The sequence below is a fragment of the Hymenobacter jeollabukensis genome (assembly GCF_005771675.1).
GTDB lineage: Bacteria > Bacteroidota > Bacteroidia > Cytophagales > Hymenobacteraceae > Solirubrum > Solirubrum jeollabukense.
The window spans coordinates 412,621-426,729 of record NZ_VAJM01000004.1 but is presented as its reverse complement, the minus strand read 5'-3'; the positions used below and the strand labels follow the sequence as shown (position 1 = coordinate 426,729).

14 protein-coding genes are annotated in these 14,109 nt (G+C 63.4%); 4 read left to right on the top strand and 10 right to left on the bottom strand.

The window, feature by feature from the left end; all coding sequences use genetic code 11:
• Positions 1 to 109 precede the first annotated feature (109 nt).
• Positions 110 to 1,045, top strand: a complete 936-nt coding sequence (locus tag FDY95_RS11855) for a D-2-hydroxyacid dehydrogenase (RefSeq protein ID WP_138077974.1) — start codon at positions 110 to 112, stop codon at positions 1,043 to 1,045.
• Positions 1,046 to 1,087: 42 nt separating this feature from the next.
• Positions 1,088 to 1,804, top strand: coding sequence for a YARHG domain-containing protein (locus FDY95_RS11850; RefSeq protein WP_138077973.1), 717 nt, complete (start codon positions 1,088 to 1,090; stop codon positions 1,802 to 1,804).
• Between the two features lie 4 nt (positions 1,805 to 1,808).
• Here the strand turns inward: FDY95_RS11850 and FDY95_RS11845 are convergent, their stop codons facing one another.
• Positions 1,809 to 2,609 (bottom strand): arylamine N-acetyltransferase family protein, encoded by an 801-nt coding sequence (locus tag FDY95_RS11845; RefSeq protein ID WP_171025652.1) that lies wholly within the window; start codon positions 2,607 to 2,609, stop codon positions 1,809 to 1,811.
• Positions 2,610 to 2,849: 240 nt separating this feature from the next.
• Between FDY95_RS11845 and FDY95_RS11840 the strand changes: the two genes are divergently transcribed.
• Entirely contained in the window at positions 2,850 to 3,113 is a 264-nt protein-coding gene (locus FDY95_RS11840; protein ID WP_138077971.1) for a Kazal-type serine protease inhibitor family protein, read from the top strand.
• A gap of 82 nt (positions 3,114 to 3,195) precedes the next feature.
• On the opposite strand, the gene FDY95_RS11835 is transcribed toward FDY95_RS11840, so the two are convergent.
• The 7 genes from FDY95_RS11835 to FDY95_RS11805 all read right to left on the bottom strand — a co-directional run bounded on the left by FDY95_RS11835 (position 3,196) and on the right by FDY95_RS11805 (position 9,943).
• The gene (locus FDY95_RS11835; RefSeq protein ID WP_138077970.1) at positions 3,196 to 4,023 is read right to left on the bottom strand and encodes an enoyl-ACP reductase FabI; all 828 of its coding nucleotides are present in this window, start codon (positions 4,021 to 4,023) and stop codon (positions 3,196 to 3,198) included.
• Between the two features lie 243 nt (positions 4,024 to 4,266).
• Entirely contained in the window at positions 4,267 to 5,946 is a 1,680-nt protein-coding gene (recN, locus tag FDY95_RS11830; RefSeq protein ID WP_138077969.1) for a DNA repair protein RecN, read from the bottom strand.
• 376 nt (positions 5,947 to 6,322) lie between these two features.
• Entirely contained in the window at positions 6,323 to 7,261 is a 939-nt protein-coding gene (gene porD / locus FDY95_RS11825) for a type IX secretion system protein PorD (RefSeq protein ID WP_138077968.1), read from the bottom strand.
• Positions 7,251 to 7,910 carry a phosphopantothenoylcysteine decarboxylase domain-containing protein gene (locus FDY95_RS11820; protein WP_138077967.1) on the bottom strand — a complete coding sequence of 220 codons (660 nt, stop codon included), beginning with the start codon at positions 7,908 to 7,910 and terminating at the stop codon, positions 7,251 to 7,253. The genes porD and FDY95_RS11820 overlap by 11 nt, the downstream gene beginning before the upstream one ends.
• 150 nt (positions 7,911 to 8,060) lie before the next feature.
• Entirely contained in the window at positions 8,061 to 8,627 is a 567-nt protein-coding gene (locus tag FDY95_RS11815) for a flavoprotein (protein ID WP_138077966.1), read from the bottom strand.
• A gap of 16 nt (positions 8,628 to 8,643) precedes the next feature.
• Positions 8,644 to 8,985 carry a DNA-directed RNA polymerase subunit omega gene (locus FDY95_RS11810; RefSeq protein ID WP_138077965.1) on the bottom strand — a complete coding sequence of 114 codons (342 nt, stop codon included), beginning with the start codon at positions 8,983 to 8,985 and terminating at the stop codon, positions 8,644 to 8,646.
• Between the two features lie 112 nt (positions 8,986 to 9,097).
• A complete protein-coding gene (locus tag FDY95_RS11805) occupies positions 9,098 to 9,943 on the bottom strand; it encodes an outer membrane protein assembly factor BamD (protein WP_138077964.1) in 846 nt (281 codons plus the stop codon).
• A gap of 415 nt (positions 9,944 to 10,358) precedes the next feature.
• Between FDY95_RS11805 and FDY95_RS11800 the strand changes: the two genes are divergently transcribed.
• The gene (locus tag FDY95_RS11800) at positions 10,359 to 11,279 is read left to right on the top strand and encodes a DUF5694 domain-containing protein (protein ID WP_246074003.1); all 921 of its coding nucleotides are present in this window, start codon (positions 10,359 to 10,361) and stop codon (positions 11,277 to 11,279) included.
• 43 nt (positions 11,280 to 11,322) lie between these two features.
• Here FDY95_RS11800 and FDY95_RS11795 read toward each other — a convergent pair whose 3' ends face one another.
• Both FDY95_RS11795 and FDY95_RS11790 read right to left on the bottom strand, forming a co-directional pair.
• Entirely contained in the window at positions 11,323 to 13,044 is a 1,722-nt protein-coding gene (locus tag FDY95_RS11795; protein WP_138077963.1) for an OstA-like protein, read from the bottom strand.
• A 28-nt stretch (positions 13,045 to 13,072) separates the two neighbouring features.
• Positions 13,073 to 14,023, bottom strand: coding sequence for a glycerophosphodiester phosphodiesterase (locus FDY95_RS11790; protein WP_171025651.1), 951 nt, complete (start codon positions 14,021 to 14,023; stop codon positions 13,073 to 13,075).
• Between the last annotated feature and the right edge of the window lie 86 nt (positions 14,024 to 14,109).

Genomic DNA, 14,109 nt, shown 5'->3' with positions numbered 1-14,109 from the left:
AATGGCGGCGGGCCGGTTTCTGCCGTAGTAGCCTTGCCATGGCCTTCCCGGCCGCTGGAGGCCGTGGTGTCGCCCGCCGCCCGTTGCTCGTTTTTCTTCCGTTCCGCTTATGCGCCTGTTTGTTTACTCCACCCTCAGCGACTCGGCCCGCACCTACCTGCGACAGCAACTGCCGCCGGCTACCGAAGTCCTGTTTCGCACCGAGCTGTCCGCCGCCGAGCAGGGAGCCGCTTTCCAGTCGGCCGAGCTGCTGATGGGCAATCCGCCGCCGGCCTGGCTGGCCCCGGGTCCGCCGCCCGGCCTGCGCTTCTGGCAGATTGATTCGGCCGGCTTCGACCAATATGCCGGCTTGCAGGTGCCGTTTCCGGTGGCCAACGTCGGCGACTTTTTTGCCTGGCCCTGCGCCGAAACCATCGTGGCCGGCATTTTGGCGCATTACCGCCACCTCGATGAGCTGGCCGTATTGCAGCACCAGAAAAAATGGGTGGGCGCACCGCTGCGCCGGCAGCTGCGGCTGCTGCGCGGGCAGCGCGTCATCATCCTCGGGGCCGGCGCCATCGGCCTGGCGGTGCAGGAGCAGCTCAGCGGCTTTCGGTGCCAGGTGCGGCTGCTGGCCCGCACCGATGCGCGGGCTCAGCTCCACTCCAAAGACGAGCTGCGCGCGGCTTTGCCCGATACCGACCTGGTGATAAACTGCCTGCCCGGCAGCGCCAAGCGCTTTTTTTCGGCCGACCTCATACAGGCCATGCGCCCCGGCAGCGTGTACGCCAGCGTGGGCCGCGGCACCACCACCGACGAGCCCGCGCTGATCCGGGCCCTGCAGGCGGGCCAGCTCGGCGGCGCCGTGCTCGACGTGACGGCCCAGGAGCCGCTGCCGCCCGAGCACCCGCTCTGGGCTCTGCCCCAGGTGTTGCTCACCCAGCACACCGCCGGCGGCCAGCCCCACGAGGACGAAGGTAAGGTCGACATCCTGCTCAGCAACCTAGCGCGGCTGCAGCGCGGCGAGCAGCCCGAGAATCTGGTGGAGCTGGCGCGGGGGTATTAGCGGCTGTCAGCTTTATATTGCCGCTCCGTACTCCCACCCTCTATGCGGCCGTTTTTCTGCCTGTTGCTGTTGCTTGGCCTTGCGTGGCGCCCCGGCTCGGCCCAATCCACCGTTGCCGCCACCGAATTGGTCGACGCTAAAACCGTCCGCGCCTGGACGGTCAAGGATGCCGGGAGCTACGCGGGCGTGTATCACTTCGGGGTTTCCGAAGCCGAATCCAACCTGATTCTGTGTGTGGACGCCGGGCTAATCACGGCCCAGATTGTTTCGGGCCATTGGTCGGCCAAGAGCCAGTGGATTGCCGACTACCAAAACCTGCGCAACGTGCGCGTGACGGGCAACAAATTCGCGGCGGAGGGCCTCAGCGGCGAGTTCATCAGCTACGTCGACGAAGAGGGTCAACGGACGTTCGGGCTGCGGATACGGCAGCCGTGGAGCGGCTCCGTCGGGAAGGGCCAGTGGGAAGTCGGCAGCCGCTCGTCCGATCTGCCCACCTATTTCGACTACCCGTTTGGGTTCGTTTCGTACCGCCTGCTTAAGCCCGCAGAGCTACAGGCCCGCAGCCCGGCCGAGCTTGCGCTGATGCGCAACGAACTGTTTGCCCGCTACGGCTTTATCTTCGCCAAGGGCGGGGCCATGGACCAGCACTTCCGCCGCTTCGACTGGTACCGCCCGCAACACCGCGACATAAGCGGGTTTCTCACCGAAATCGAGAAGCGCAACCTGGAACTGATCCGGCAGCAGGAAGCCCGGACGTAGCCCCCTATTCCGCCAGCACCAGCCGGGGCCGCAGCTGCTCGTCAGCCGTCAGCGCAATGCCAAACTCCTGGCGCAGCACCAGCCGGTACTCGTCCTCGTCGGCCAGGCGCCGGGTGGTCACCCCGCCGGGGCGGATGGTCTTGAATTCCTCGTTGGTCAGCAGCCGCCGGCAGCCCAGCTCGGCCAAGGCCACGATGCGGTTCTGGTTGAACACCGATTCCCGGCAGTGCCCGTGGTAGAAGTTCAGCACCGCAATGTCGACGGGGTAGCAGGGCGCTTCGTCGAAACAATACAGCGACTTCCAGTCGGCGCTGGCCCGCATGTGCAGCTCCCAGCCGTCCGCCGGACCGGCGCTCAGCCGGTAGGCTTCGCCGCCGACGTGCTGCGCCTGCTCCGGCACGAACGGCACCGGCTCGATCAGGCCGTAGCCGCCGAAACCCACGTCGGCCAGCCAGCGCTGCCCGCCCTGCTCCACCAGCACCGCCAGGTGGCCGCGCGGCCGGGGCGTTTTGGCACCGAAGGTCACCCGGCCCAGCACCAGCCGCGTCCGAAACCCCAATTCGGTGAGCATGGCCGCCAGCAGGGCATTCTGCTCGAAGCAGTAGCCGCCGCGCCGCCGCCGCACCAGCTTCTCGAAAATGGCATCGGGGTCGTTGCTGATGGGCCGCCCCAGGTGAATGTCCAGGTTTTCGAACGGGATGGTGCGGGCATGGGCCGCGTGTACCGCCCGCAGCAACGCCGCGCCGGGTCGGGGTGCCGGCATGGGCAAGCCGATGCGCGTGAGGTAGTCCGTTACTGCAATCATCAGCGGAAAATAAACAATGGCCCCAAGTCTTCCCAGCAGCTTCGCCGCGGCAAAGCTAAATAGCACGCCGCGCCGCATCCATCACGTAATCATGCTCATCGTCCGGCTCAGGCGCGAGGAACCTGCGCGAAGCGGGCGGGATTGAGCGAGGGAATGAAAATTGATATTTTGCAATATTCCCGATCAAATTCCTATTACCTTGTCAACGTCACATTTTTCACCTCTTCCAACCAAAGCCCTATGAAAACACTGAAATCCTTCGCCCTGCTGGCGGTGCTGGCCCTGGCCACGGCCTGCGGCAAAGAGCAGGCGGTTCCCGCCGCGAAGCCGACCGCCGTTACCACCACCAGCAACGCCAAAGGCCCCGGCTACGAGTGCCTCGACGTGTACGACCCGGTCTGTGGTAGCGACGGCCAAACCTACAGCAACGCCTGCTACGCCCAGCGGGCCGGCGTGACCAGCTACACCCGTGGCGCCTGCGGCGGCGGGGGCGGCGACATCTAGCCCCGGCTCCTTCACTCCTATTGCAACAAAAAAGCCCGGTTTGGTTAACCAGACCGGGCTTTTCATTAGTGGTGTCTGCTTATTAAGCTTCCTGCGAAGCCTTGGTAATGGCGTCGACGATGCCCTCCGAAATGCCCGTGGTGCTGAAGCCGCCGTCGTGCATCAGGTTCTGCATGGTCACGTAGCGCGTCAGGTCCGAGAACAGCGACACGCAGTAGTCGGCGCAGGCCTCGGCCGGGGCATTGCCCAGGGGCGACATGCGCTCGGCGTACTCGTAGAAGGCGTTGAAGCCCGTGATGCCGGCGCCGGCCGTGGTCTTGGTGGGCGACTGCGACACGGTGTTCACGCGCACTTTTTTCAGGTGGCCCAGGCGCTGGCCGTAGCTGCGGGCAATGCTTTCGAGCACGGCCTTGGCCTGCGACATGTCGGTGTAGTCGAGGAAGGCGCGCTGGGCGGCGATGTACGACAGGGCTACCACCGAGCCCCACTCGTTGAGCGCGTCCTGCTTTTCGGCCACGTGCAGCATCTTGTGGAACGACAGGGCCGAGATGTCGAGCGTCTTCTGGAACCAGTCGTAGTTCAGCTCGCCGTAGCCCTTGCCCTTGCGGATGTTGGGGCTCATGCCGATGCTGTGCAGCACGAAATCAATCTTGCCGCCAAGCTGCTCCACGGCGCCGCTGAACACCTTTTCCAGGTCTTCCACCACCGTGGCATCAGCCGCGATGATCGGGGCGTTGCACTCTTCCGACAGCTTGTTGATTTCGCCCATGCGCATGGCCAGCGGGGCGTTGCTCAGCACAAACGTGGCGCCTTCTTCGTGGCAGCGTTGCGCCACTTTCCAGGCAATGGATTGCTCGTTGAGGGCGCCGAAGATGATGCCGCGCTTGCCGGCAAGGAGGTTGTTGGCCATAAAAACGGAGTTGAGTCGAAGTCGGGAAAAAGGGACGGGCAAAAATAGGGGTTCGGGCGGAAGTGCGGCGGTCGGCGAGGCTGAGGAAATAAAAAGAACGTCATTTCGAGCGAAGTCGAGGAATCTCGCGTGCTGACGCTGGATAGAATTCTTCTCGTTCAACGAGGATTCTACTATCTGGCTAAACACGCGAGATTCCTCGACTTCGCTCGGAATGACGTTCTGTATCAGCGGAACTAGCTTTTACGCCGCCACCAGGTCACTTTCGCCGCGCAGGGCCAGCAGCTCGCGGGCACTCTGCACCGCGTTTTCGCTCACGCGGGCGCCCGAAATCATCTGGGCAATTTCGCGGATGCGCTCCTCCTCCGTCAGGCGGCGGATGCGGCTGATGGTGCGGTCGGCGCGGTCTTCCTTGAACACGTAGAAGTGCGCGTCGCCAGCGGCGGCCATCTGCGGCAGGTGCGAAATGGCCACCAGCTGGTGTTTTTTGGCCATCTGCTGCATCATGCGGCCCACCTTCACCGCTATTTCGCCACTGATGCCCGTGTCGATTTCGTCGAAGACTATCGTGGGCAGGGCGGTTTTGTCGGCCAGCAGGTACTTCACGCACAGCATCAGGCGCGAGAATTCCCCGCCCGAAGCGGCCTTGCTCAGCGTCTGCGGCTGGGCGCCGCGGTTGGCCGTGAAGAGCAGGCTGATGACGTCGGTGCCGGAGGTGGCGGGCTGGCCGGTGCTGTGCTGCACCAGCAGGCGGGCATTGGGCATGCCCAGGTCGAAGAGCAGGCCGGCCAGCTCCTTCTCGAACTGCGGGAAGGCCCGGCGGCGCTGCTCCGAGAGGTGGGCGGCGCGCTTGTTCACGGTGGCCAGAGCGCCTTCCGCGTCGCGGCGCAGGCGACTGATTTCCTTGTCGAGGTTCAGCACCGAGCCCACTTTCTGGCGCAGCTCCTCGCGCACCAGCAGCAGGGCCGGCAGGTCGCGCACCTGATGCTTGCGCTGCAGGTTGTAGAGCAAGGTCAGGCGCTGCTGGATTTCGTCGAGGCGCAAGGGGTCGGCTTCGGTGCGCTGCTGGGCCTGCTCGGCCTCGTCGGCCACGTCGCGCAGCTCGATCAGGCAGCTGTCGACGCGCTCCTTGAGCTGGCGCGCGCCTTCGGAGTAGGCCGCAATCTGGCCCAGCATGATGCTGGTTTCCTTGAGCGCGGCGGTGGCGCAGTACTCCCCTTCCGAGAGGCTTTGCAGGGCGTAGCCGAGCTTGAGCTTGATTTCTTCGGCGTGCTCCAGCTCCTTCAGCTCCTGCTCCAGCGTTTCCTGGTCTTCGCCGTCGAGGCGGGCTTCTTCCAGTTCATTGAGCAGAAAGCTGTGGTAATCCAGCTCCTTGTTGGCCTGCACCACCTGGTCTTCCAGCGTTTTGAGGTCGGCGGCCAGCTTGCGGTACTGGCGGAAAGCCGTGCCATACTGCGTGCGCGTGGGCACCAGGCCGGCGTAGAGGTCGATGAGGTTGAGCTGAAACACCGGGTCGCCGAGCAGCAGCGTGTCGTGCTGGGAGTGGATGTCCATCAGGTTCGCCCCTATCTTGCGCAGCGTCTCCACCGTCACCGGCGTGTCGTTGACGAAGGCCCGGGACTTGCCCGTCGGCGCTATTTCGCGGCGCAGGATGCACTGCGCGTCGTAGTCCAGGTCTTCGGCCTCGAAGATATCCTGCAGTTGATAGCTTGAAATGTCGAACTGCCCCTCAATCACGCACTTTTTGGTGGTGTTGAAGAGCAGCTTGGAGTCGGCGCGGTTGCCGAGCAGCAGCCCGATGGCGCCCAGCATGATGGACTTGCCGGCGCCGGTTTCGCCCGTGATGATGTTGAGCTGAGCCGAGGGCCGAAGCTCCAGCGACTCAATCAGGGCGTAGTTTTGAATACGAAGGTCAACCAGCATAAAACGCCTTGGTTGCGTGATACTTGGACAAGAAGCCGTATCCGCGCGCCAAGGGCTGGCGGCGGCAAGGGCGGGTTGCAAACCTACTAAATGAGTTAGCACCCGCGCAAGCCCACCATCCAACCAACTTAGCAGCTTGCTAAGTAAAACCGCATTCCAACGCCGTGCTGCGCTAATAAAAATTTCAGTTCAGGCACTTTTTTCAATCAACTGCTTCCCGCGCGCCATTCCAGCGACCCGGCAAGCCGCTACCACGCCTTCGGCTAAAAATAATGGTGCCCCGATTCGGCCGAGTCGGGGCACCACCAGAACGTCAGGCAGCTAGTAAATTCGTGAACCGCGGGAAGGCGTAGCCAAATCCGAAAGAGCCCGCCGTCTATTTCGGCTGCAGAATCGCCTGGTACTTGGCGGAGCTGGTCGGGTCGACTTCCTGCAGCAGGGCCACCACGCTCTGCTTGAGCTCGGCCGAGGTGCTGCTGCGGTAGAGGTTGGCAATTTCGTCGGCCTTGGTTTCGAAGAATGCCTTGATCAGCGTGGAGCCGGGCCGGCGCTCCGCCGATTCCTTCACGCCCTGCAAGGCCGTAAAAATGGACGTACGGGCATCGTCGGGCTTCTGAATGAAGATGTCGAGGCCCTGGCGGTAGTAGGAGTACGAGGCCGAGCGCAGGGACTGCAGCTGCGGATCCTGCAGGCCCGAGAGCAGCCAGTAGCGGCTGCGCTGGTCGCGCTTGCCAGTATCCTTCCAGCCTTCGTCGCCGTCTTGGTTTTGCGAGGCGGCCGTCTGCAGGATGTTGCGGGCGCGGTCAAAGGTGCGCGAGCCGCCCAGCGGGGCGAAGCTGTCCTGGTCCATGCCGATGATGGTCAGGGCGTAGAAGCTCAGCAGCGAGGAGAGGTTGTTGACGTAGCTGTTCTCGGAAAAGTCGAGCGGCTGGCCGGGCAGGTAGTTGAACTTCCACGACTCGGCGTAGCTCATCAGCGTGGTTTCGTAGCTGGTGCCGTACACCGGGCGGCGGCTGAAGATGCGGGCCGTGGCAATGTACTGGCCGTTCGACGGAATGCTGGTGATGCCAATGTATACGCTGCACTTGATGCGCTCATCCGGCTTGTACACGTCGTTGGTCCAGCGCCGGTTGTTGAGAAACTGCGTCACGTCGTTTTTCATCGAGTTCAGCAGCTGCGGATCGGTGATGGTCACGTTTTCGGCCTTCACCGTCACCTCGGCCAATAGCTCCTGGGCCGCCGCGCGGCGGGCCGGCAGGGCCAGCAGCGCGGTGAGCAGCAGGCTGAGGCAGAGGGCGGAGTAGTTACGCAACATGGGGCTGGAGGCGGGCAAGAATGGCAGAAACAATGTCGCGGGCCACGTCGGTTTTGGGCTTCAACTCAAAGGTAGTCACGCCGGAGGCTTCCACGAGGGTAATCTTGTTGGTGTCGTGGCGGAAGCCGGCCCCGGCGTCGCGCAGGGAATTCAGCACCACCATGTCGAAGCCCTTGCGCCGCAGCTTGGACTGGGCGTTCAGCAGCTCGTCATGCGTCTCCAACGCAAAACCCACCGAAAATTGTTCAGGCCGCTTGGTCTGGCTCAGCGTAGCGGCAATGTCCACGTTCTTCACCAGCTCGATGGTCAGCGTTTCGTCCGAGCCGTCGTCGCGCTTCTTGATTTTCTCGGCGGCCACGGTGCGCGGGCGGTAATCGGCTACGGCGGCGGCAAACACCCACACGTCGGCCCGCGGCGCCACGGCGGCGGCGGCTTCGTACATCTGTTGGGCCGTCTGCACTGGCACCACCGTCACCAGCGGGTGCGTGATGGTCTGGCTGGTGGGCCCGCTCACCAACGTCACCTGCCAGCCCTGGGCGGCAAACTCGGCCGCCAGCGCGTAGCCCATCTTGCCGGTGGAGTGGTTGCCGATAAAGCGCACCGGGTCGATGGGCTCGTAGGTGGGGCCGGCCGTGAGCAGAACATGCATTCTTTCGGAAGGAAGAAGGAGGGTTAAGGAAGCAAGAATGTCATGCAGAGCGCAGCGAAGCATCTCGCTTGATAGTAACCGCTTCGTTAAACGAAGGAATTATTATCGGGCACCAGCACGCGAGATGCTTCGCTGCGCTATGCATAGCGTTTAACTTGACCGCGGCGGAACGTCAGCAAAAAACTGCTCCAATTCCTGTACAATGTCTTCCGGCTCCAGCATCCGGCCCGGTCCCGTCAGGCCGCTGGCCAGCTCGCCGGCGGGCGAGTCGAGCACGCGCACGCCGTCGTGGCGCAGCTGCTGCAGGTTGCGCTGGGTGGCCGGATGCTGGTACATATCCAGGTCCATAGCCGGGGCCACCAGCGTGGGGCAGCGGGCCGAGAGGTAGACGGCCGTGAGCAGGTTGGGGCACAGGCCCTGCGCCAGACTGGCCAGCGTATTGGCGCTGGCCGGCGCGATGAGCAGCGCGTCGGCCCAGAGGCCGAGGTCGACGTGGTTGTGCCACACGCCGCCGGCTTCGTCCTTGATGAAGCCCTGCAGCACCGCCCGTTTGGAGAGCGTGGCCAGGGTCAGGGGCGTCACAAAAGCCGAAGCCGAGGGCGTCAGGATAACCTGCACCTCGGCTTCGGCTTTGATGAGCAGCCGCACCAGGGCGGCCGACTTGTAGGCGGCAATGCTGCCGCTTACGCCCAACACGATGCGGCGGGAAGCCAGCATAACGGGCTCGAACTGACTACTCGGCTTTCTCGGCCGTGGGCTCCTCCGGCTCGGGCGTGCGGAAGGTCACTTTGCCTTCCAGAAACTCCTCGATAGCCAGGTTCGTGGGCTTGGGCAGGCGCTCGTAGTGCTTGCTGATTTCGATCTGCTCGCGGTTTTCGAACACCTCTTCGAGGTTGTCGACGGTGGTGGCAAACTCCGACAGCTTGCCGTTCAGCTCTTCCTTGAGCTTCACCGAAATCTGGTTGGCGCGCTTCGAAATGATGGCAATCGACTCGTACACGTTGCCGGTTTCCTTCACGAAATCCGACAGGTTGCGCGTAACGATGGAAGCAGGAACGTTGCTCGGTACTTTCATGGCTTAAAAGGTCAAATTGTTAAATGGCTAAATGGTTAAATTGTTGAATGTTCTGGTGGCGTTTCGTCGAACGACCAACAATTTAGCAATTCAGCAATTTAGCCATTCAATTTCAGTTCGTGGCCGCGGCGGCGTTGGGGGCGCCGGTCGGGGCCGGGTGGTCTTTCAGGAATTTCTGCGCGCCGTCGTAGTACGTTTCGGCCTGCTTCAGGCTCTTGCTCTGCGGAAAGGTGTCGACGAAGTTCTGGTAGATGGCTACGGTTTCCAGGTACCGGTCGCGCTGCTTTTCCTCCACCGATTCGCGGGCCAGTTCGTACTGCGACACGATGCGCAGGTAAGCCGCTTCCTCACCGTACACCGAGGCCGGGTACTGCTGCTGGAAGGTCTGCAGGGCCACCACGGCCGACTGGTAATAGCGCAACGAGTAGTAGAGCTTGGCGCCTTCGAAGGCCTTCACCTCCATTTTCTTCTGCAGCTCGTTCGACATGCTCTCCGTTTCCGCCCGGAACTTGCTTTCGGGGTGGCGGTTCAGAAAGTCCTGAATGGCGGCAATGGCCTGCACCGTGTTGGTCTGGTCCAGCTCGAACTCGGGCGAGTCCTTAAACAGCGACTTGGCGTGCATGAACTCGGCCTCTTCTACCAGCGGCGAGGCGCCGTAGGTGGTGGCAAACTGGTCGAAGTAGTAGGCCGCGAGGGTATAGTTGCGCTGGCGAAAGTTGGTGTGAGCGAAGTAGAATTCGGCCTTTTCCGCCTCGGGGCGGCCCTTCAGCAACGGAATCAGCGGTTCCAGCAGGGTGCCGGCCCGGTAGTAGTCGTGCTTGTTCTCGTAGTAGTCGATGGCCGCGTTGTACTTCTTGGTGACATCGGTGCTCTTGAGCAGCTTCTGGTAGGGGCTGCACGCACCCAACGATAGGATGCAGACAAGCAGGGCAACGATGCGGAGACGGAATGCGGGCATAAGGGGGGCAAAGGTAAGGATTTGGCGCGGGCGGCGCAAAGCCGCTCATCGTCAGAGAGGCCGGGGCCGGTGGAAAGGTTGCGCCCGGACCCGCTAACACGGAAACGCGCCGTTTAGTGCGCCCACTCGCGGCCGGGGTCCGTTGACAAAGTAACGCGCCGGCCGCTAACCAATCGGCCACTACCTCCGGCAAGGCACTGTTGTCGCCAGGCACGGTGCTCAGCCGAAAACCGGACACCCGTTCATTATCGGACGCTTTCCGTGGCAACCACCACGCGCCATATCCAAGCAACAACCTGGCAATCAGCAGATATAAAAACCGGCACGTCGATTGACCCGTTACCGCCAGCGCCCATCGGCTCCTGCCCGAATGTGGACGCTGCCGCTATCTTTCCCCCGCTTATCATTGCTGCGTATGATTTCACTCGACGGCCTCCGCGCTGCGCAACGCGCGCTTCTCCTGTTTGCGCTGACTTTCGTCGGCAGCGCCCAAATCAGTCGGGCGCAGCCGGCCGGCCGTACCGCCGTCATGGTGGTGGGCTTCGATCATCTGGCCCAGCTTTACAACAAACAGCCCCAATCCGACGTGCTCGGCGCCAAAAAGCAAGCCGAGCTGGCCAAGCTGCGGCAGCAGCTGCGCCGCTTTCGGCCCGATGCCATCATGGTAGAGGCTTCGCTTGCGGAGCAGGGGCAGCTGGACAGCCTGTTTGCGCGCTACCAGGCCAGTCAGCTCGATCTGGCAACCCTGCCCGACGGGCGCAGCGAGCAGTATCAGATTGGGTTTGCGCTGGCCAGGGAGCTGCAGCTGCCCGGCGTGCGGGCCGTGGACTACTACGCGTCCACGTCGCAGTCGCTGCTGCAGTCGGGCACCAACTACGAGGCCTTTGCCCGGGACCTGCGCCTGCTGCAGACCACTGCCCGGCCGCTGAAGGCCCTGGTGCAGCACGACAGCCTTTCGGTGTACGACTACATAGCCCTGGCCAATCAGCCAGCCATGATCAACCTGGTACACCGCACCATCTTCAATACGCCGGCCATGGTGACGAACGGCTCCTTTTCGCCCCAGGGCAAGAATACCGTCGACCTGGGCCCGGTGGATACGGCCTACATCGGGGCGCACTACATCAGCCTGTTCTACAATCGGAACCTGAAAATCTATTCCAACATCCTGCGGGCGCAGCAGCAAACCCAGGCCAAGCGCGTGCTGGTGATATTCGGTGTGGCCCACGTGGGCGTGCTGCAGGAGCTACTGGCCGCCAATCCGGCCTATCAGCTGACGCCGGCCGCTACCTACCTAAAAACCAAGCAGAAGCAGCGGCTCAAAGCTATTCAGTGAGGCAGGTTTTACCTCGGCAAATGGGCCAATCAGATGCCCGCTTTTACTTCTTCGTCGCGCCGGCCACCGGCTTGGCGGCGGGTTTGGGCGCGGGCTTGGCCGGCATTGGCTTTTTCGGCGCGGCTTTCTTCGGGGCGGGCTTGGTGGTTTTGCCCTTGGTCTTCACTGGCTTCTTCTTCGGCGCGGCTTTCTTCACCGGCGCGAAGTGCTTGCCGAGCACCTGCCGACGGGTGGGCTTCTGCTCGATCAGCCACTGAAAGCCCTTGAGCTTCTCGTCCTCGGGCTTGAACTCGTGGGGCGGAATGAAGCTGGCGTCGGGCTCGTTGAGGAAGCTGATGGTTTGCAGCTTGTTGTCGGCGAAGCGCATGACCATGTTGGCCGACACGGCCTTGTTCAGGCCAGTGGTGGCCGTGTCGTTGTCGAGGGCGTAATAGAGACTTTCGGCGTTGCCGAGCACGTTCACCTTGCGCAGCTTGCTGTCGACGAAGTAAGCCACCATGTTGCGGCCTTTCACCTGGTTGAAGTTCAGCAAGGTGTCCTGCCCGATGATAAACGAGTTGGCGTAGAGCCGCATCTGGTCAATCTTCTGGCGCCGCAGCCGGATTTCCATCGAGTCGGCGGTGAGCTGGTTCTGCTTGCTCCAGAGCACCGGGCTCCGGTTCAGGTAGATGATGGAGTCGCGGCGGTTGTAGGTCAGCGAATCGCAGCGGCCCTGCAGGTCGCCGCGCCATATCTTCACTTTGCGGTAGGCGTACACGATGCCTGGGTCGGTTTCCGACTTGCTTTCCACGTTCACCAGCGTATCGGCGGCCAGGTACATCGTGTCGCGGTCGGTGATGTTGCGCATCACCGGCGAGCCGTACACCTTGGCCCGGCCGGTGCCGCGCCAGTAGCGTCCCACGTCGCCGCGGATGACCACGTTGTCCTTCTTGGCCGTCATCGACACGTTGCCGGTGGCCACGCCGTACTGCCGCGTCTCGTCGTACACCAGCTTGTCGCCGCCGAGCAGGTAGTTGGGCGTCTCGATCTTGGCGTTGCGCTGGAAGTCCGATACCCGCGTCCGGGTGTTGTAGGTGCCCTTCTCGGCGTAGATGTTGCCCTGCTTGCCCACGATGCGCGTCGGGCCGAAGAAGTAGGCCACCTTCGTCTGCGTGTTGTACTGCAGCGTGTCGTTGGTGATGGTGTAGTCGCGGGTGACCAGCTTCACGTTGGTGCGGAAGCTGAACACCTGCGTCTCCGTGTTGTAGTAGCCGCGCTGCGAGTCCAGCGTGTTTTCGGGGTCAGTGAGGTGGCCGCCGGTGCTGTAGAAGGCGGTTTTGCGGTTCAGGTCGTAGTCCAGCGTCTGGGTGGTCAGCGTCATGCGCGGGTCGCGCATCACCACGTTGCCGGTCATGCGGGCCGTGCGGGTGTCGCCGTTGTAGGTGCCCCGGTCGCCGGTGATGGTGATGGTGTCGTTCTGCACCACGCGCACGTTGCTGAAGGCCTCAATGGCGTTGCGGTCGACGTACTGGTAGGCCGAGTCGCAGAACAGCAGCGCGTCGTCCTGCCGGAAGCTAACGTTGCCGATGATTTTGCGGATCTGCTGGCCGTTGAACGAGCCGCCCACCAGCTCGCGGGCCCCGGGCAGCAGCTCCACCTTCGAGCCTTTGGGCGTGGGCTGGCCTTTGGGGGCGGGGCGCGCCGGCTGGGCACCCGGGCGCTGGGCCCACGCCAGCGGCGCGGTCAGCAGCAGAAAGAAGAAACAGACGAGTAGTCGGAGGCGCATGCGGCGCAAAAGTACGGAACCCGCAGCCCTAACGCAGCGGTCCGCCTTTTGGTGCGCCCGCGTGGGCCTGCGGCACCGCTTCGGCCGGGCGGCCGCGCCGGCCCAGCAGGCTCAGCAGCTGGGGCACGTTGTCGACCTCAATGCCATCGGGGCGGCAGCCGAGCAGGCGCTGAATGGCCTTTTTGGAGCGCCCGCCGAACACCACCACCTGCAGCCCCCGGGCGTGGGCCCGGGCCACCCGCTCGGGCGTGATGACGTACTTCGACAGCACCACGGCCTCGACCTGCGCCGCCACGGCCTGCTGCAGCCGCTCCTCAAACTGATCGGTGATTTCCAGGCCCAGAGCGGCCCCGGGCAACTCGCGCCGCAGCTGGCGCAGCGAAGGCTCGTACTGGGTGAGGATGAGCAGGCGCTCGGGCGGCACCTGGTGGCGACGCATCACCCGCCCGATGGCTCGTACCAGCGCGGGGGAGCGGACGTAGGGCTGGGCAAAGTTGGCGTCGTCGTGCTCGTGCAGGTCGAGGTGCAGGTAGGGGAAGCTGGGGCGCTCGGCCAGCTCGGTCAGCAGCTCGTCGAGGGTGGCCACCCGCTCGTGCTGCAGCCAGTCGTAGGGCCAGCCGCCGGTGTATTCCAGCCGCGTCAGCTCGGCGGCGGTGTGCTGGCTGATGTAGCCCTGAGCGCGGGTACGGTTGGTCAGGTCCTCGTCGTGAAAAAGGATGGGCACGCTGTCCCGGCTGAGCTGCAGGTCGATTTCGACGCCGTCGGCCCCGCGGCTCAGGGCCTGCCGGATGCCGCCCAGGCTGCTCGGCGGCAGGGCATTGAAGGGACTGATGGGCGTAAAAAAACCAGAGCCTGCGTGGCCGATAACCTGCGGCCCGCGCCGGACGCCCAGCGCAGAATCGGGTACGGCCGGGCGCGCACAGGCAGCCAGAATCAGCAGCACCAGCAGGTAACACCCTCGGAGTATGGTTTTGTGCATTGTCCTCCCTGCGAAAAAAACCCTCAACCGCAGCATCAACCGCTGCTCCGGTCTAATACTCCCTACGGGGGCCGCGGGTTTGGGCA